Consider the following 17,371-nt stretch of genomic DNA (forward strand, 5'->3'; position numbering starts at 1 on the left):
CACGATCGGCGCCGTCGTGCCATCGCGGTCACCGCCCGGACCAGGCCGTCCACAGCGTCGCGTAGCGCCCACCCGCCGCAACGAGGTCCGGGTGCGTCCCGGATTCGATGACGACGCCGCGGTCGAGCACCAGCACCCGGTCCGCGGCGGCGGCCTGGGTGAGCCGGTGCGCGACGATCAGGGTGGTGCGGCCGCGGGTGGCCGCCTCGGCCGCCGCCTCGAGATCCCGCGCGCCAGCGCTGCCCGCCTCCGCGGTCGCCTCGTCGAGCACCGCGACCAGCGGGTCCGCCAGCACGAGCCGGGCCAACGCCAACTGCTGGGCCTGGGCGGCGGTCAGCAGCGACCCGCCCTCACCGACGACGGTGTCCAGCCCACGGTCGAGGGCCCGCGCCCAGTCCAGCGCGCCGACGGCGGCGAGCGCGGCCTCCGCCTGCTCGGTGGTGGCGGACGGCCGGGCCAGCCGCAGATCCTCGATCAGCGGGCCGGCGAACACGTGCACCTCCTGGCTGACGATCACCACCCGCTCACGCAGCCCGTCCCCGAGGTCGGCGACGGGCACGCCGCCGAGGGTAACGGCGCCGCCGGTCGGGGCCAGCGATCCTGCTGCGATGGCCGCGACCGTGGACTTGCCGGCGCCGGTGGCCCCGACGAGCGCGACCCGCTCCCCGGGTGCCAGCCGAATGTCAATGCCGCACACCACGTCCCGTTCACCGTCGTAGCTGTAGCGAACCCCGTCCAGGCGTAGTTCCGCGGACCGCGGGACCGCCCCGGACGCACCGCGGATCGGCACCGGAATGTCGACGACACCGACCAGCCGGGCCAGCGACGCGCCCGCCGACTGCACCTCGTCGAAGGTGAACATCAGCATCCCGATCGGGTTGAACAGTCGATGGAACAGCAGCGCCGCCGCGGTGGCGGCACCGACGGTGACGTGCCCGTCGCGGACCAGCACGAAACCGACGACCAGGATCACCGACAGGCCGACGAACTCGGCCCGGTTGCCGCGTCCGGCCAGCCGGGTGAACAGGGCGAACACCCCGGTCGCCAGGTCCCGCGCCCGCGAGGAGGCCCGGTCAATCTCGGCCAGATGCCGGTCCTCGAGCCCGTAGGCGCGGACCGTGCGGGCACCGGACATCGTGGCGACCAGGGCCTGCGCCCGCTCCCCCATCGCGACCCGCTCGGCGGCGAACACCGGCCCCGACCTCGGCAGGTACCAGCGCAGCGCGAGCCCGTACAGCGGCAGGGCGACCGCACCCGCCACCCCGAGACGCCAGTCCATGCCCAGCATCGCGACCAGACTCAACGCCACCAGCAGCACCGCCGACACCAGGCTCGGGACCACGTCCGCGACCGCCTTGCCGATCACCGCGACATCGTCGCCGACCCGGGACAGCAGGTCGCCCGTGCCCGCCCGTTCCACCGTGGCCACCGGCAGCGTCAACGCGCGGTCGACGGTGTCCTCCCGCAGTCCCGCGAGCATCCCCTCACCGAGCCTGCTGATCAGGATCGACGTCCACCCGGCGAACAGGCCGCCGACGATCGCCGCGACGGTGATCACGGCGACCACCCCGACGATCGCGGTCCCGCCCGCCTGCTCCCGCACCCGGTCCACCAGCACACCGAACGCGTAGATCGGGACCAGCGTCGTCGCGGCGCCGACGGTCCCGGCCGCGGCGGTCAGCGCGGTCAACCGGCGGCGCCTGCCGAGTTCGCCGCGCAGCCACGACCAGCACCGCCGGGTGGTGGCGATCGGCAGCAGCACAGCGTCGTGCGCGGTCACCGCAGCACCACCTTCCGGTACGTCGCATCGGTGGCGACCAGGTCCGCGTGCCGCCCCTCGGTGACCACCGAGCCTGCGCCGAGCACCAGCACCCGGTCCGCTGCAGCGAGCAGGGCCGGGCTGGAGGTGATCAGGATCGTGGTGTGGGCGCGGTCGGTGTCACCGTGACGCATCGCGGCGATGCCGTCGGCGATGGCCTGTTCGGTCACCGCGTCCACCGCCGTCGTCGGGTCGTGCAGGACCAGGACCGGGGCCCGCGCGAGCAGCGCCCGCGCCAACGCGACCCGCTGCCGCTGACCACCGGACAGGCTGGCACCGCGGTCGGTCACCGGCTGGTTCAGGCCCTCCGGGTGCGCCCCGACGACGTCGGCGGCGGCGGACGCCGCCAGCGCGCGCCGCACCGCGTCGGGGTCGGCGTCCGGACGACCGCCCGCCACGTTCGAGCCGATCGTCCCGGCGAACAGGTCGGTGTGGTGCGGCTCGACGAGCAGTGCCCGCCGCGCGTGCGCGAGGTCGATCTCGGCGAGCGCCGCGCCGCCGACGGTGACGGTGCCCCGATACTCCCCGGGCGGGACGTGCCCGGACAGCAGGTGCGCCAGCGCCTCCGCGTCCTGGGGGCGGTGCGCGAGCACCCCCAGCAGCTCGCCCCGCCGCGCCAGCAGCGACAACCCGTCCAGCGACCGGAACCCGACCCCGGCCAGCTCGAGGTCGGCGACCGCGGGCACCGGCCTGGTCCCGGCCGGGACCAGGGGCTCGGCGTCGAGCAGCAGGGCCAGCCGGTCGGCGGACGCGCGGGAACCGGCGAGGAACCCCGGCAGCCGGGACAGCGTCCCGAGCGGTTCGATGACGAACTGGGACAACCCGACGACGGTGATCAGTTCCCCGACACCGATCCGGCCCTGCAGCGCGAACCAGCCCGCGAATCCGGCGACCCCGACCGCGAGCAGGGCGCTGACGGTGACCGACGCGCCAAGGTGTCCGCCGGTGGCGCGGGCGGCCCGCAGGGTCGCGGCCAGCGCGGTGCGGCTCGCCGCCCGATACCGGTCCGCCGCGACCCGTTCCGCGCCGAGCCCGCGCAGCGGACGCAGCCCCGCGACCAGGTCGGTCGCCAGCGCCGCCGCCCCCGCGGTCGCCTCCTGCTGCGCGGTCACCCGCCGGGTCACCACCGGCGCGGCCACCTGCATCACCGCGAGGATCAGCGGCGTCCCCACCAGCACCGCCAGCCCGAGCGGGACGTCGATCACCAGCAACGCGACCGCCGACGCGGCCACCGCGGTCAGTGCGGCAACGCAGCGGGGCAGGATGTCGAGGATCCAGGAGGCGCGCTCCGCGTCCGAGGTCGCGACGGTCAGCAGCTCCCCCGCCCGCAGCTCGGTCCGCACCCCGCGCGGGTCCAGGATCCGGCCCGCCACCTCCACCCGCAGCAGGTGCGCCTCCTGCTGCATCGCCCGCACGATCAGCTGCGCGCCGAAGCGCCACGCCAGGGTGAGCACGAGAAACAGCGCCGCGAGGCCGGTGATCGACCAGACCAGCGCCGGACTGGACGAGGGGGCGATCGCCCGCCCGACGATCCACCCGATCGCGATCGGCACCAGCGTCTCGGCGAGCTGGTGGACCGCGAGCAGCGCGGTGCCCGAGGTCAGCCTGCCGCGGTGCCTGCGGACGGTGCGACGAAGAATCGCGCCGCCGCCGGTGCCTGTGGGTGCGTCCGCCATCACTCTCCCGATTCCCTGCGAAGTGAGTGAACCCTAAACCAGCCGGAAGTGGCGCGGGAGGCCCCCGTTCTCTTAGAGTCGCGGGCAGAAATCCCCGGCTGCGCGTCCCGCAGCTTCCCCATGGAGGAACCGGCATCATGGCCACCAAGACCACCACCGAGAACGACATCCCCGACGAGGAACTCGAGCCCGTCACCGACGAAACCGCCCGACAGGCACAGCGGGTCGTCGCGGCGTACGCGGCAGACGCCGACGAATGCCGCATGTTGCTGTCTATGCTCGGCATTGGCCCCTCGGCCAAGGTCGACTAGTTCGCCGCCGCTGCCCGCTCGGCAGCACGGCAGGAAAGACAGGATCACAGTGGGCGCTGCCGCTTCGGAATTCGTCGTCGTCGCCAACCGGCTGCCCGTCGATCTGGAGAAGCTGCCCGACGGCAGCACCCGCTGGAAGCGCAGCCCCGGCGGCCTGGTCACCGCCCTCGAACCCATCCTCCGCGGTAACCGCGGGGCATGGGTGGGCTGGCCCGGGGTTCCCGACACCGAGCTCGAGCCGATCGTCGAGGACGGCATCGAGATGCATCCCGTCGCGCTGAGCGCGCAGGAGGTGTCGGACTACTACGAGGGCTTCTCCAACGCCACCCTGTGGCCGCTCTACCACGATGTCATCGTCCGCCCGGAGTACCGGCGCGAATGGTGGAACGCGTACGTCGAGGTCAACCGCCGCTTCGCGGAGGCAACCGCGAAGGCGGCCGCCGAGGGCGCGACCGTGTGGATCCAGGACTACCAGCTTCAGCTGGTCCCGAAGATGCTGCGGATGCTCCGCCCCGACCTGACGATCGGGTTCTTCCTGCACATCCCGTTCCCCCCGGTCGAACTGTTCATGCAGATGCCGTGGCGCACCGAGATCGTCGAGGGCCTGCTCGGTGCCGACCTGATCGGGTTCCACCTGCCCGGGGGCGCCGAGAACTTCCTGTTCCTCGCCCGCAGGCTGATCGGGCACCAGACCTCGCGGGGGTCGGTCGGGGTGCGCTCGAAGCTCGGGGTCGTGCAGGTGGGGTTCCGCACCGTCCGGGTCGGCGCGTTCCCGATCTCGATCTCGTCCGGCGCCCTCGACGAGCAGTCCCGCACCAAGACCATCCGGGATCGGGCCAAGCAGATCCGCAAGGAACTCGGCAATCCGAAGAAGATCATGCTCGGCGTCGACCGGCTCGACTACACCAAGGGCATCGACGTCCGACTCGACGCCCTGCACGAACTCATCGCGGAGGATCGGGTCGATCCGGCAAGCACCGTGATGGTGCAGTTGGCGACGCCCAGCCGCGAGCGGGTCGAATCGTACGTGCAGATGCGCGGCGAGATCGAGATGACGGTCAGCCGGATCAACGGCGAGTACGCCGAGGTCGGGCGGCCCGTCGTGCACTACATTCACCGGCCCATCCCCCGCGACGAGCTGATCGCGTTCTTCGTCGCCGCCGACGTCATGCTGGTGACGCCGCTGCGGGACGGCATGAACCTGGTCGCGAAGGAGTACGTGGCCTGCCGCAGCGACCTCGGCGGCGCCCTGGTGCTCAGCGAGTTCACCGGCGCCGCAGCCGAACTCCGCCAGGCGTACCTGTGCAACCCGCACGACCTCGAGGACGTGAAGGACAAGATGGAGGCGGCGCTGACGCAGCCGCGCGAGGACGGCCGCAGGCATATGCGCGCGCTGCGCCGTCAGGTCCTCGCCCACGACGTCGACCGCTGGGCCAAGTCGTTCCTCACCGCGCTGTCCAGGGACTCGGTCGCGGGTCCCGCACTGTTGCCCACCGAACCGGTGGACTGAGCCACCCGAACGACGAAGGCGCCGCGGTGAACCCGCGGCGCCTTCGTCGTTCGGTGGATGGTCCTATACCGGCGAGAGTCGCCCGGTCAGCCAGCGGTCGCCGTCCTTGTGCATCTCCATCCGCACCCGGCTGCCGGTGGTTGCGGCGTCCGGGACGTCGGCGCTGGTGGTGATCTGGTTGACGAACAGCAGCACCACCGCATCATCCGGGGTGGCGGAGACGACGGAACCGGCCTGCACCGTCGCCTGCACCGTCAGCTTCTTCTCCTTCGCGCCGGGCGCGATGGTCTCCTTCACCAGCGTGTCGTACTCGTCCCGGAAATCGCCGGTGAGTCCGTCCGCGGCAGCAGCGAGTTGCTGGTCGACCTCGTTGTAGTTGTAGGACAACATCTTCGCGGCCTGGGCGCTCGCCGCCGCGACCGCGTCGGTGCGGGCCTGCTCGGTGGCGCGGTCCTGCAGGTATCCCGTGAGGAGCAGCCCGACACCCACCGCGAGCGCGACAACCAGCACCGCGGCAACGGCCGTGAGCACCTTCGTGGACGAGGTCCCAGGCACGGCAGGCGGGTCCGCGGGCTCGCCCGCTGCCGTCGCATCCGCTGCCGTGTCGGCGTCCTTTGCCGGCGCGTCCGTTGCCGTGTCGGCGTCCGCCGGCGCCGCCTTCTCTAGGTCGACGCCGGGGGCGTCCTTGCCTTCGCCGGGCACATCCTTCGCTTCGCCCGGCACATTCTTCGCTTCGCCCGGCACATTCTTCGCTTCGCTCATGGCACGAACTCCACCTTCGAGGCCGTCATGGTTCCGCCGTCGTCGGTGACGGTGACCCGCATCCGGAAGTCCCGCGGGCCGTTCTGGGTGCCGTCCGGGGTGCTGACATCGGCGCGGGCCGCGACGAGAACCTTGGCGGTGTCGCCATCCTGACTCTCGAATCCGGACTCGAGGATCTTGCCGACGGTGGTCACCCCGGCCTCCTTGACGACGGAGACGAACGGGTCCTCGCGGCCGTCGAACTCGGACTTGAACTCGCCGCTGGCGCCGGCGAGGATCCGCTCGACGTCCTCCTTCGCGGTGTCCGGCTTGATCGTCGTCAGGTTGAGCACGGTCTGGCGGGCGGTCTGCACGAACGCATTGCGCTGCGCGTCCCGGTCCTGCGCGGCGCTGCGCTCGATCAGCAGCCACACCCCGGCCGCGAGCAGTGCCGCGACGAGCACCCCGACCAGGATCCAGGCGAGCATCCCGGGGCGTCTGCCCGGCGCCGCGGTGGTGTCGCCGTCGCCGGTCTGTCCGCCGGTGCCGATGGAATCCGATTCGGCAGCAACCGATTTCGGAGCTTCGGTGTTCTGGGTCGTCAGCCCTGCTGACGTGTCATCATCGTCTGCCACGTCGTGTCCTCTCTTGCTTCTCCACCCGACGCCAGCGCGGGCTGGGCGTACAGGCGGCCGTCGGGCCCGACGTACTTGCCGGTGGTCGGGTCGTACGGGCGCGCCGTGGCGGGCACTCCCGAGGCGCCGCTGTAGGAAGCCGGGGCCGTCGTGTACGAGGGTACAGACGGGTCCTGGACCGGGCCGCTGGGCGGGTTGTTGCCCGCCCCGACGTGACCGCCCGCGCGGCACTGCTCGACGCTCGCGGCCCGCCTGCCGGGGAACTCCATGCACGGGTAGTTGCGGGCGCCGCGCACGGCCGACGGATCGTCGGGCGCGACATTGCAGAACAGGTTCGGCGGGGTGTCGGGAGTCGACACCTCGTCACCGGAGCGACGCTGCTCGGGCGGCAGGAAGCCGGTGGTGCACGGCGGCGGGTCGTTCACCTGGAGATGGAAGTTCACCAGGGCACCCTCGTCGATCGGGCCCTTGAACGCCGCGGTCATCAGGCCGGCGACCAGCGGCGGGTAGATCACCAGGACCTGTTCGATGCTCTTGTTGTAGATGGCACCGACCTCACCGACGCTGACCAGGTTCGCCAGCAGCAGCGGCAGCGTCGGCTGCAACTCCTGGAACAGCTCGGTGGCCTCGGCGGCCGCACCCGGCCCCTTCTCCAGCAGGCCCCGAATCTGCGGATCGCTGGCCCGCAGCTGGTTGGAGAAGGTGACCAGATCCCGGGTCCAGGACCGGATCGCGTCGCTGGTGACGACCTGGGTGTCGAGCAGCGCACCGGCCTGATCGATCAGCGTCTTGGTGGCGTCGACGTTCGCGTTCGCCTCCTGTACGAACAGCCGCGCCGAGTCGATCAGCCGCTGCAGGTCCGGCCCGGCACCGTTGAACGCCTTGAAGGATTCGTCGACGACCAGCCGCAACTGCGTATTCGAGATGCTCTTGACCAGGCTGTCGGCCTGATCGAGCATGTCGCCGACGTCCTGCGGGGTCGAGGTCCGGTCCACCGGGATGACGTCGCCGTCGACGAGATAGGGCTCGCCGTCCGAGCGGGAGATCAGGTCGACGTACTGCTCACCGATCGCGGAGACACTCTTCACCGCGGCGTCCACATCGGCCGGGATGTCGAAACCGCTGCCGATCGACAGGGTCGCGTCGACCCCGCTGTCGGTGAGGGTCACCGACTCCACCTTGCCGACGTTGGTGCCCCGGAACGCGACGTTGGCGTGCTCGTACAGCCCTCCGGTGGAGGACAATTGGACGGTCACCCGGTACTGCCCGATCCCGAACAGAGCGGGCAGCCGGACATACTGGGTGGCCATCACGGCGAGTCCGATGACCGTCAGGATCGAGAAGATCACCAGCTGGACCCGGACGAACTTGGTGAGCATCATGGCGTCGGCGCTCCTAGCTGCGGCAGACCGGGGATCTGGATGTCCGGCAGGCCGGGAATCTTGATGGCGGCGGGCGGCTTCGGCTCGGCCTGGAGCGCGTCCGGCTGCTTTGCCGCGGGCGTGTCAAGCGGATTGGCCGCCTCGCCGGCGGCCCCGGCGAACTGGCCGAGCGCGCCCTCGACCCCGGCCAGCCGGGTCGCCATGCCGCCGCCGCCGAAGTTCAGGTCCAGCCGTTCATTGGTCAGATCGACCATCATCATCAGGTTCGCGTAGTCGCCCCGGATGAACTGGTCCATATTCTTCATCGCGAACGGGAAGGTGAACAGCAGCGACATCACTTCGGTGAGATTGTTTCCGGTACTGGCCAACTCGTCGAGCAGCGGCGCCAGCGAGGCCAGGTTCGCCTTCAGGTCGTCGCCGCTCTCGTTGATGACCCGGGTTGCGGTCGTGCTGAAGGTGCCGAGCGCGACGAGCGCGTTGGTCAGATTCTGCCGCTGATCGACGAGGACGTTCAGGGCGGGCGGAACCGCCTCGAGCGCCGCGTTGAGGACCTCGGTCTGCTGGTTGACGGTGCCCGCGAGCCGGTCGATGCCCTCCATCGCCGAGATGATCTCTCCGCGCTGCCGGTCGAGGCTGCCGACCAGGCTGTCCAGCTGCGGCAGCAGATCCCGGATCGAGTCGGTCCGGCCGTCGAAGGCGGCATTGAGCTCGCGGGTGATGTCGTTGATCTGCGCCAACCCGCCACCGTTGAGCACCACCGACAGCGACGACAGGGTCTGTTCGGTCGTCGGGTACGCGCCTGCCCGGTCGAGCGGGATCACGTCCCCGTCCTGCAGCGTTCCGTCGGGGGCGATGCCCTCCGGCGGGGCGAGCTCAAGGTGCTGGGAGCCGAGCAGGCTGGTCTGACCGATCCGCGCGGTCGCATTGGCGGGCAGCTGCACGTCCGGGTTCAGCGACACCGTGACGAGAGCATTCCAGCCGTCGACCTCGATGCCGGTGACGGCGCCGACGGTCACGTCATTCACCCGGACAGGTGAGTTCTGCGACAGCGTCGTCACATTCGGCATCTCGATCCGGACGGTGTAGGAGCCGTCCTCGGTGCCCTGGGTGCCGGGCAGCGGCAACGAGTTCAACCCGTCCCACTCGCATGCGGTCAGGGTCAGCGTCAAGCCCAACGCCACCGCGACGACGGCGGCCCTGCGGCCCCTGCGCTTGCGCGCCATCATTGTCCGCCTCCCGGATTAAGGAGCGCCCCAAGACTCTTGGGCACGTTCACTGTCGGCATGGCCGCGAGCGGGCCAGCGATGGTCGCCGGAGCGGTGCGCGGCGCGACCTCACCTGCGAGGCTCGGCGGCGAGTACTCGATCTGATCGGGGTTGGCGGTGGTACCGATCGCCGGGTTGGTCAGGATCCCCGGGTAGTTCATCGCGACCGAGTTCAGCACCGGGCCGAGGTACTGCGCGCACAGGTCCGCGCTCTTGTCGGAGTCGTTGTTCTCCAGGCCGCGGATCATGCCGCAGATCATGTTGATCGGGTTACCCGCGTTGGACCCGGCGATCGCGCCGTTGAGCGAGCCCTGCCGCGGGGCGTAGAGGTTGTTGAAGTTCGCCAGCGCGTTCGGCGCAACGTGCAGCACCTGTTCGAGCTCGGGGCGCTTGTCCACGAGCATCGCCGTTGCGTCGGCGAGCCGCTCCACCTGCTCGGTGAGCGAGGACCGGTTCTCCGACACGAACCGCTGCACGTCCCCGACCGCGACGTCGAGATCGGTCAGCGCGGTGCCCAGCTCGTCGCTGGTGTCCGCGAGCAGCGACGACACCGACTGCAGCCTGCCGCCGAACTGCACGATCTGCTGGTTGCTCGCCGACAGCGTGGTGACGAAGGTCTGCAGGTTCCGGATCGTGCCGAACAGGTCGGTCCGGCCATCGGACATCGTCTTCATCGTGTCGGACAGCTCGCGCAGGGTTGTGCGCAGCGAGTCGCCGTTGCCGTCCAGGTTGGCGGCCGCGGTGTCGATGAAGGTGCCCAGCGACCCCTGGTCGGCGGCACCCTGCGGTCCGAGGGCCTCGGACAGCTTGGTGAGCTCGGCCTTGATCTCGTCCCACTCCACCGGAACCGCGGTCCGCTCCAGCGGAATCTCGGCGCCGTCGGACATCGCGTCGCCGCCGTCGTAGACGGGGGTCAGCTGGACGAACCGCGCGGCGACCAGGCTCGGCGCGACGATGACGGCCTTCGCGTCGGCCGGGATGTCCACGGAGCGGTCGATGTTCATCACCACGGTGGCGCCGGAGCCGGTGGGGTTGATCGTCTCGATCGTGCCGACCTTCACCCCGAGCACCCGGACGTCGTCGCCAGCGTAGATGCCGCTGGTCGACGGGAACTCGGCGGTGATGGTCGTCTTTCCGATGCCGGGGAAGAAGTACAGGACTCCCACGACGAGGGCGGCGACCACGGCGACGATCCCGCCGCCGATCAGCCACTTCTTCGAATTCGCTTGCTGGCTCATCGGTTCGGATCCTTGAGCTCGGTCTTGAGCGGGGGAAACTGTTGCAGGTCCTTCGGCACGTGCTCGGGCCAGACGAGCTGGTCGACCATGGTCTGGGTCAGCGCCCCGACGCTGAAGTTCGCGACGTACGCCATGAAGAACGGGCCGCTGCCGACCGCCTCACCGAGCGCGGTCGCGTACGGGGCGAGCCCGTCGAGGCCGCGGCTGATGTTGTCCTTGTTGCGCTGCAGGATCTCCACGGCGGCGTTGAGCTTGTCGAGCGTCGGCTTCATCTGCTGCTCGTTGTCCTGCACCAGCCCGGTCAGCTGCCTCGACACCGCGGACACGTTGGTGATCAGCTCGCTGATCGCGGTGCGCCGCCGGTCCAATTCGCCGAGCAGGTGGTTGCCGTCGACGACCAGCGCGTTGATCTGGTCGCTGCGGGTGGCGAGGATGCCGGTGACACTCTCGGCCCGCGCGAGCAGATCCTTGAGGGACTCGTCGCGGGCGTTGATGCTCTCGGAGAGCCGGGTGACGCCCGCGAGCGCGGTGCGCAGTTCCGGCGGTGTGTCCGCCAGCGCGTCGGACATCGCGTTCAGCGAGTCGTTCAGCTGGCCGGTGTCGAGCTCGGACACCGTGGTGGTCAGGTCACCGAGTGCGTCGTTGAGCGAGTACGGGGAGGTGGTGCGGTCCAACGGGATCGTGCCACCGGAGGCAAGAATCTCGGTGCCCTCCGGCAGCACCTCCACCGACTTGCGCCCGAGAATGGTGTTGGTCTTGATGCTGGCGCGGGAGCTGTCCCCGAGTTCAATCGACTCCTGCATCGTGAAGCCGACCAGGACGTCGGTGCCGTCGAGCTCGATCGCCTCGACCTTGCCGACGTTCACGCCGGCGACGGTGACGTAGTCGCCGACGAGCAGCCCGCCCGCGTCCGCGAACTCCGCCTGGTAGTGGATGCCGCTGGCGATGAACGGCAGCCGGTCGTACTGCAGGCCGGCGATCACCAGCGCGCCGGCGACGACGAGCCCGATGACCCCGAGTTGCACGGGGTTTCGTTCGCGCATGCTCATCGGAACGCGCACCTCCCTGTCTCTTGGGTCGGGGTCGTCGGAAGTGCCACGTGCAGGTCCTTCCCGTCCGGAGCGGAGAACTTGAAGCTCACCGAGCAGGTGTAGAACTGGAAGAAGCTGCCGTAGGTGCCGGTGCGGATCAGCTTGCGGTAGGCGTCCGGCAGGCGGTCGAGCACCCACTGCACGTCGTCCTCACCGTCGACGAGCTGGGTGGCGACCTGCTGCGCACCCGCGATGGTGGCCTGCAGTGGGGGCCTAGCCCCCTCCAGCAGCCGCGCGAGATCGCCGGTGGCGGTGGCGATCTGCGGGATCGCGGCGCCGATCGGATCCCGGTCCTGCGCGAGGCCGCTGACCAGCTGCTGCAGTTCGTCGATCGTCGAGGAGAACTGCTCACCGCTGTTATCAATCGTGGTCAGCGTGGTGTTGAGGTTGGTGATGACGTCGCCGATCAGCTGGTCCCGTTCGGCGAGGGTGTTGGTGAACGAGCTGGTGTTGCCGAGCAGCGAGACCAGGGTTCCGCCCTGCCCCTGGAACACCTGGAGCAGTGCCGCGGTAAGGTCGTTCACCTGGTCCGCGCTCATGCCCTTGAGCAGCGGCTTGAAGCCACCGAGCAGCAGGTCCAGGTCGAGGGCAGGCGAGGTCTGCGATTCCGGGATGGTGCCGCCGTCGGACAGGGTGTCCGTCGACCCGGCGCCCTCAAGCAGTTCGAGGTAGCGGTCCCCGACCAGGTTCTCGTACCGGACGGTGGCCCGGGTGCTCTGCAGCAGCGGGTACTTCGCATCGACGTCGAACGCGACGTGGGCGAGGGCATCCGAGCCGACCTCGACGCCGGTCACCGAGCCGACCGGGACGCCAGCGATCCGCACCTTGTCCCCGGACTGCAGCCCGGAGGCGCTGGTGAACTCGGCGTGGTAGTCGTCGGTCGAGCTGAACCGGGCCTGGCTGAACACGATCGCCAGCCCGGCGAAGATCACCGCCATCACGGTCGCGAAGACGGTCAGTTTGATCGCGGTCGGCCGCATCACTTCTGCCCTTCCTGCGGCGCGACGCCCGCGTAGAGCCACTGGAACATCTTCGGCACGTTCAGCGACGTCTTGGTCGACGGCACGAACGGCACGGTGCCGGTGTCGGTGACGACGAACGGCGCGTTGCCGTCGGTCTTCGGGTCGAAGTTGGGCAGGCCCCAGCAGCTCGGGCCGCCGGTGGCGTTCACCTTGGGCAGGTCCTTCGGATAGGTGTAGGGCTCGGCCCCGGGCAGGAAGCTGGTGCTCAGCGCGACTCCGGGCTGCAACCCACCCATGATCTCTTCGGCCTGCGGACGAACCTTGTTGAGTCCGACGATCACACAGGCCGCGCTCGGCGCGTACTCGGCGAGCATCGCGGTGGTCGGCCGGAGCAGGTCGAGGGACCTGGTCAGGTTCGGCTCGTTCTCGGTGACCACCTGGTTGGCGGTGTTCGCGAGCCCGGTCACGTTCATCAGCAGCAGGTTCAGGTTGTCCTGCTCGTCGACGATCGAGCCACTGGTTGCGGTCGCGTTGTCGAGCAGCGTCATCAGGTTCGGGGTGACGTCGGCGAACGTGTTGGTCACGGTCGCGGCGGCCTCGAGGTCCTTCTGCAGCTGCGGCAGCACCGGGTTCATCGTCTTGAGATACGAGTCGGTCTCCGCGAGCAGCTGGCCCAGCTGGTCGCCGCGGCCGTTGAGGGCCTCGGAGATCGCACCGAGCGTCGCGTTGAGCTTCTCCGGCTCGATCTGCTGCAGCAGCGTCGACAGGTGTTGGAACAGCGTGTTGAACTCAACCGTCACGGACGTCGCCGCGATGTTCGTGCCCGCCGCCAGGGACTGCGAGGACGGGTTCTCGGGCTCGACGAAGTTGACGTACTTCGCACCGAACACGGTGGTGGACTTGATCTCCACCGTCGAGTTCGACGGAATCAGGTGCAGCTGCGAGGGATCCATGTCGAGGTGCAGCACGGCCTCACCGTCGACCTCGTCGATCGAGCCGACGCGGCCAACCTCGACCCCGCGCATCTTCACCTTGGCCTGCGGGTCCATCACCAGGCCGGACCGCTGCGCGGTGACCGTCACCGGCTCGGTGTCCTTGAACCCGCCGGAGAACATCACCAGCGCGGTGGTGGTGATGGCCACGAGGCTGCCGACGAGGATCAGCGCGGCGACCTTCTTCTTTGCTGAGGAATCGGACATGCGCGCTACCCCGAGAGGTTGAAGTTGCCGGACCCGCCGTACACGGCGAGCGAGATGAGCAGGGTGACCGTGACGACCGCGATCAGCGAGGTCCGCACGGCGTTGCCGACCGCGACACCGACCCCGACGGGGCCGCCACTGGCGTTGTACCCGTAGTAGGTGTGGATCAGCATGACCGCGACACCCATCACGATCGCCTGCGCGAACGACCACAGGATGTCGGTCGGGATCAGGAACGTCGAGAAGTAGTGGTCATAGACGCCCGGCGACTGGCCGTTGATCACGACGGTCGCGAACCGGCTGGCGATGAACGACGCGACGACGGCGAGCGAATACAGCGGGATGATCGCGATCATCCCGGCCATCACCCGGGTGCTGACGAGGTACGGGATCGACGGGATCGCCATCACCTCGAGCGCGTCGATCTCCTCCGAGACCCGCATCGCCCCGAGCTGTGCGGTCGAGCCTGCGCCGATGGTGGCGGCAAGCCCGATGCCCGCGATCACCGGGGCGGCGATGCGCACGTTGATGAACGCGGAGAAGAAGCCGGTCAGGGCCTCGACGCCGATGTTGCCGAGCGAGCTGAAGCCCTGGACCGCGATCACCGCGCCGGAGGCCAGCGTCAGGAACGCGACGATCACCACGGTGCCGCCGATGACGGCGAGTGCGCCGGTACCCATGCCGATCTCGGCGATCAGCCGGATCGTCTCCTTGCGGTAGTGGATCAGGGCGCGGGGCGCCCACACCAGTGCCCGCCAGGAGAACAGGGCCTGCTCACCGACGCTGTCGACACCGAGTCCGACCTTGTGCAGGCGGCGGCGGGTGCCCCGGAACTTTCCGGTCAGTGCGAATGCCATCCCGTCACCCCGCCGTCAGCTTGATGCCGATGGCGGTGACCAGGACGTTGACGACGAACAGCGCCATGAAGGCGAAGACGACCGTCTGGTTCACGGCATCACCCACGCTCTTCGCACCACCCTTCACGTTGAGACCGAGGTAGCACGCCACCAGGCCAGCGATCATGCCGAACAGGCCTGCCTTGAGCTGCGAGATCATCAGCTCACCGAAACCGGTGAGCAGGGTGATCCCGTTGACGAACGCGCCGGGATTCACGTCCTGCAGCAGCACCGAGAAGGCGAAGCCGCCCGCGATGCCGATGGTGCTGACCAGGCCGTTGAGCAGCAGCGCGATCACCGTGGATGCGAGCACCCGCGGCACGACGAGCCGCTGAATGGGGTCGATGCCGAGCACCCGCATCGCGTCGATTTCCTCGCGGATGGTGCGGGCTGCGAGGTCCGCGCAGATCGCGGTCGCGCCGGCACCGGCGACGATCAGCACCGTCACCATCGGGCCAACCTGGGTGACCGCGCCGAGTGCGGCGCCCGCTCCGGACAGGTCGGCCGCGCCGATCTCGCGGAGCAGGATGTTGAGGGTGAAGCTCACCAGCACGGTGAACGGGATCGCGACGAGGACGGTGGGGACCATCGACACCCGCGCGACGAACCACGACTGGTCGACGAACTCCCGGCCCTGAAAGGGGGGTCGAACCATGGCGCGGAACACTTCCGCGGTCATCTGGAAAAATCCGCCGACCGCACGGAGCGGCACGGCAAGGAGGTCGTTCATCGGTCCTCCTCGTCAAGGGTCGTTCGCGTGGCGGGATGGGCGCGCACCACGGTTGGGAAGACGTGTCGATTCCCCCCAGGATCTGTGATGCGGGTCATACTAAATAGAACACGTTCACCTGTCAAAGCCGTCCACCGTCCCGGCCGTCACCACTGGTCAGAGCGGATGCAGACAGTCGGGGCCTGCCCGAGGCCGAGGACGCGTTCATCGAACCGTCCAGCCCGGCGAACAGGCGGTCGTCGACCCTCACGAGACCGAGCACGGCGGCCGCATATGCCACCCTCCGACGCATCCTTGAACGACTCACGTTGCCTGCCTTCACCTTTCACCGGGTGGGACAGCCGGCGTCCGACACACCGGCCCAGAAGCGACGGGGCGGACGAGCGCCCGAACGGCAACCCCTCCGCCCCGCGTCGCGAACTCCGAGCTCACGGGCCGGACACACGGCCACCCCGACCCCGACCGCACGCGTGGCCGCCGGGCACGTCCTCGTACCCACGGTCGAGGCCGCGTCCATTCCGCCACATCATGTCCGGTCGGCGCCGCAGAATGCGGGAAACCACAGAGTTCTTTTAACTGCGAACGAACTGGCGCGCCGAGAGTTCGGCGCACGGCGTCAGCCCAGCGACTTGACGGCCTCGGTCGCGGCGAACATCCGACCGGGTTCCCGGCCGTCGAAGTAGCCGCCGATCGACTCGGCGAGCCCGGCCGGGCTCCACTCCGCGTCCGGCGCGTCGAAACGCTGCTCGACGACCGGCGCGGCCATCAGCGCAACCATCGGCCCGTACACGATGAAGACCTGGCCGTTCACGGCATCCGCGGCGGGCGAGGCCAGGTACGAGACGAGGTTCACCACATGCTCGGGCGAGAGCGGGTCGACGGCGCCCTCGGGCGCGTCACCGAAGACGTTCTCGGTCATCGCGGTCCTGGCCCGGGGGCAGATCGCGTTCGCGCGGACGCCGTAGCGCTCCAGCCCGCGGGCGGCGGACAGCGTCAGCGCGGTGATACCGGCCTTCGCGGCACCGTAGTTGGGCTGCCCGGCCGGGCCGAGCAGACCGGCCTCCGAGGAGGTGTTGATCAGCCGGCCGTACACCGGAGCGCCCGCCGCCTTGGACTCGGCGCGCCAGTGCACGGCTGCGTTGCGGCACAACAGGAAATGACCGCGCAGGTGCACCTTGAGCACCAGGTCCCACTCGTCGTCGGACATCGAGAACAGCATCTTGTCGCGGACGATGCCCGCGTTGTTGACCACGATGTCGACGCCGCCGAGCTCCTGGGCTGCCGTCATCAGGGCATCGGCGGTGGAGCGCTCGCCGATGTCACCGGGGACGAACACCCCCTTGCCGCCGATGGCCTGGATCTCGTCGAGCAGGGCGTCCGACTGCTCGCCCGCCGCGAGGTCGTTGACGACGACGTTCGCTCCGGAGCGAACAAGGCCGAGGGCCTCGGCCTTGCCGAGGCCCGAGGCCCCACCCGTGACGATCGCAACCTTGCCGTCCAGACTTACCTCGCGACTAGCCAATCTCACCACTGCCTTCGTGAATAGGTCGAGAATCAGGTGTGGAACGGGCGGAAGGATCGTACAGAGAACATCGCCCCGTTCGTGACGGCAGTCACTTTAGAACGTGTTCTCATTCGCGGCAAGGTTCGATTCTCAGAGCACGAGCGTGAGCGCCGCGCGCGGGCACTGCGAGACGGCCTCCTTCATCAGTGCGACGGTCTCCGGGTCGTCGCCGACGGGCTGCGTGACGATCAGGTTGTCGTCGTCATCGAGATCGAAGACGTCGGGCGCGACACCGACGCAGACGCCATTCGCCTCACACCGGTCAAAATCGACCTTGACCTCCATTGATGAACCTCATTTCTGCTGGGATCGGAACGGCTGACCGGACGGACGATGGGCTGTGTCCACGGCC

General features: G+C 69.4%; 16 protein-coding genes. 2 read left to right on the top strand and 14 right to left on the bottom strand.

The window, feature by feature from the left end; translation table 11 throughout:
• Positions 1-28 precede the first annotated feature (28 nt).
• Together ACFWPA_RS14775 and ACFWPA_RS14780 are read right to left on the bottom strand one after the other, a co-directional pair.
• The gene (locus ACFWPA_RS14775; RefSeq protein WP_378507341.1) at positions 29-1,780 is read right to left on the bottom strand and encodes an ABC transporter ATP-binding protein; all 1,752 of its coding nucleotides are present in this window, start codon (positions 1,778-1,780) and stop codon (positions 29-31) included.
• Positions 1,777-3,495, bottom strand: a complete 1,719-nt coding sequence (locus ACFWPA_RS14780; RefSeq protein WP_378507342.1) for an ABC transporter transmembrane domain-containing protein — start codon at positions 3,493-3,495, stop codon at positions 1,777-1,779. Before ACFWPA_RS14780 ends, ACFWPA_RS14775 begins: the two co-directional genes overlap by 4 nt.
• A 137-nt stretch (positions 3,496-3,632) precedes the next feature.
• Between ACFWPA_RS14780 and ACFWPA_RS14785 the strand changes: the two genes are divergently transcribed.
• Positions 3,633-3,806 (top strand): hypothetical protein, encoded by a 174-nt coding sequence (locus ACFWPA_RS14785; RefSeq protein ID WP_378507343.1) that lies wholly within the window; start codon positions 3,633-3,635, stop codon positions 3,804-3,806.
• 49 nt (positions 3,807-3,855) lie between these two features.
• The gene (locus ACFWPA_RS14790) at positions 3,856-5,316 is read left to right on the top strand and encodes a trehalose-6-phosphate synthase (protein WP_378507344.1); all 1,461 of its coding nucleotides are present in this window, start codon (positions 3,856-3,858) and stop codon (positions 5,314-5,316) included.
• A 63-nt stretch (positions 5,317-5,379) separates the two neighbouring features.
• On the opposite strand, the gene ACFWPA_RS14795 is transcribed toward ACFWPA_RS14790, so the two are convergent.
• The 12 genes from ACFWPA_RS14795 to ACFWPA_RS14850 all read right to left on the bottom strand — a co-directional run bounded on the left by ACFWPA_RS14795 (position 5,380) and on the right by ACFWPA_RS14850 (position 17,304).
• Positions 5,380-5,871, bottom strand: coding sequence for a h domain protein (locus ACFWPA_RS14795; RefSeq protein ID WP_378507541.1), 492 nt, complete (start codon positions 5,869-5,871; stop codon positions 5,380-5,382).
• Between the two features lie 203 nt (positions 5,872-6,074).
• Positions 6,075-6,692 carry a hypothetical protein gene (locus ACFWPA_RS14800; RefSeq protein WP_378507345.1) on the bottom strand — a complete coding sequence of 206 codons (618 nt, stop codon included), beginning with the start codon at positions 6,690-6,692 and terminating at the stop codon, positions 6,075-6,077.
• Positions 6,659-8,074 (bottom strand): MCE family protein, encoded by a 1,416-nt coding sequence (locus tag ACFWPA_RS14805; RefSeq protein WP_378570706.1) that lies wholly within the window; start codon positions 8,072-8,074, stop codon positions 6,659-6,661. Before ACFWPA_RS14805 ends, ACFWPA_RS14800 begins: the two co-directional genes overlap by 34 nt.
• Complete coding sequence (locus ACFWPA_RS14810) at positions 8,071-9,297, bottom strand: MCE family protein (protein WP_378507542.1); 1,227 nt, start codon at positions 9,295-9,297, stop codon at positions 8,071-8,073. Before ACFWPA_RS14810 ends, ACFWPA_RS14805 begins: the two co-directional genes overlap by 4 nt.
• Positions 9,297-10,577, bottom strand: a complete 1,281-nt coding sequence (locus ACFWPA_RS14815; protein ID WP_378507347.1) for an MCE family protein — start codon at positions 10,575-10,577, stop codon at positions 9,297-9,299. Before ACFWPA_RS14815 ends, ACFWPA_RS14810 begins: the two co-directional genes overlap by 1 nt.
• A complete protein-coding gene (locus ACFWPA_RS14820) occupies positions 10,574-11,626 on the bottom strand; it encodes an MCE family protein (RefSeq protein ID WP_378507348.1) in 1,053 nt (350 codons plus the stop codon). Before ACFWPA_RS14820 ends, ACFWPA_RS14815 begins: the two co-directional genes overlap by 4 nt.
• The gene (locus tag ACFWPA_RS14825) at positions 11,623-12,648 is read right to left on the bottom strand and encodes an MCE family protein (RefSeq protein ID WP_378507543.1); all 1,026 of its coding nucleotides are present in this window, start codon (positions 12,646-12,648) and stop codon (positions 11,623-11,625) included. Before ACFWPA_RS14825 ends, ACFWPA_RS14820 begins: the two co-directional genes overlap by 4 nt.
• The gene (locus ACFWPA_RS14830; RefSeq protein WP_378507349.1) at positions 12,648-13,829 is read right to left on the bottom strand and encodes an MCE family protein; all 1,182 of its coding nucleotides are present in this window, start codon (positions 13,827-13,829) and stop codon (positions 12,648-12,650) included. The genes ACFWPA_RS14825 and ACFWPA_RS14830 overlap by 1 nt, the downstream gene beginning before the upstream one ends.
• Positions 13,830-13,834: 5 nt before the next feature.
• The gene (locus tag ACFWPA_RS14835; RefSeq protein ID WP_378507350.1) at positions 13,835-14,686 is read right to left on the bottom strand and encodes an MlaE family ABC transporter permease; all 852 of its coding nucleotides are present in this window, start codon (positions 14,684-14,686) and stop codon (positions 13,835-13,837) included.
• A 4-nt stretch (positions 14,687-14,690) separates the two neighbouring features.
• Positions 14,691-15,455: an MlaE family ABC transporter permease gene (locus tag ACFWPA_RS14840; RefSeq protein ID WP_378507351.1), complete on the bottom strand. Its 765-nt coding sequence runs from the start codon at positions 15,453-15,455 to the stop codon at positions 14,691-14,693.
• 616 nt (positions 15,456-16,071) lie between these two features.
• Positions 16,072-16,977 carry a 3-oxoacyl-ACP reductase gene (locus ACFWPA_RS14845; protein WP_378507544.1) on the bottom strand — a complete coding sequence of 302 codons (906 nt, stop codon included), beginning with the start codon at positions 16,975-16,977 and terminating at the stop codon, positions 16,072-16,074.
• Between the two features lie 132 nt (positions 16,978-17,109).
• The gene (locus ACFWPA_RS14850) at positions 17,110-17,304 is read right to left on the bottom strand and encodes a ferredoxin (RefSeq protein WP_378507352.1); all 195 of its coding nucleotides are present in this window, start codon (positions 17,302-17,304) and stop codon (positions 17,110-17,112) included.
• Positions 17,305-17,371 lie beyond the last annotated feature (67 nt).

Origin of the sequence: Rhodococcus sp. NPDC058505 (genome assembly GCF_042720095.1) — a bacterium.
In the GTDB taxonomy this organism is placed as follows: Bacteria; Actinomycetota; Actinomycetes; order Mycobacteriales; family Mycobacteriaceae; genus Rhodococcus_G.

Excerpts from the sequence above, each read along its gene's own strand:
- ACFWPA_RS14780 (WP_378507342.1), bottom strand. The coding sequence starts at position 3,495 with ATGGCGGACGCACCCACAGGCACCGGCGGCGGCGCGATTCTTCGTCGC.
- ACFWPA_RS14850 (WP_378507352.1), bottom strand. The coding sequence starts at position 17,304 with ATGGAGGTCAAGGTCGATTTTGACCGGTGTGAGGCGAATGGCGTCTGC.
- ACFWPA_RS14830 (WP_378507349.1), bottom strand. The coding sequence starts at position 13,829 with ATGTCCGATTCCTCAGCAAAGAAGAAGGTCGCCGCGCTGATCCTCGTC.
- ACFWPA_RS14810 (WP_378507542.1), bottom strand. The coding sequence starts at position 9,297 with ATGGCGCGCAAGCGCAGGGGCCGCAGGGCCGCCGTCGTCGCGGTGGCG.
- ACFWPA_RS14785 (WP_378507343.1), top strand. The coding sequence starts at position 3,633 with ATGGCCACCAAGACCACCACCGAGAACGACATCCCCGACGAGGAACTC.
- ACFWPA_RS14825 (WP_378507543.1), bottom strand. The coding sequence starts at position 12,648 with ATGCGGCCGACCGCGATCAAACTGACCGTCTTCGCGACCGTGATGGCG.
- ACFWPA_RS14815 (WP_378507347.1), bottom strand. The coding sequence starts at position 10,577 with ATGAGCCAGCAAGCGAATTCGAAGAAGTGGCTGATCGGCGGCGGGATC.
- ACFWPA_RS14820 (WP_378507348.1), bottom strand. The coding sequence starts at position 11,626 with ATGAGCATGCGCGAACGAAACCCCGTGCAACTCGGGGTCATCGGGCTC.
- ACFWPA_RS14805 (WP_378570706.1), bottom strand. The coding sequence starts at position 8,074 with ATGATGCTCACCAAGTTCGTCCGGGTCCAGCTGGTGATCTTCTCGATC.
- ACFWPA_RS14835 (WP_378507350.1), bottom strand. The coding sequence starts at position 14,686 with ATGGCATTCGCACTGACCGGAAAGTTCCGGGGCACCCGCCGCCGCCTG.
- ACFWPA_RS14840 (WP_378507351.1), bottom strand. The coding sequence starts at position 15,455 with ATGAACGACCTCCTTGCCGTGCCGCTCCGTGCGGTCGGCGGATTTTTC.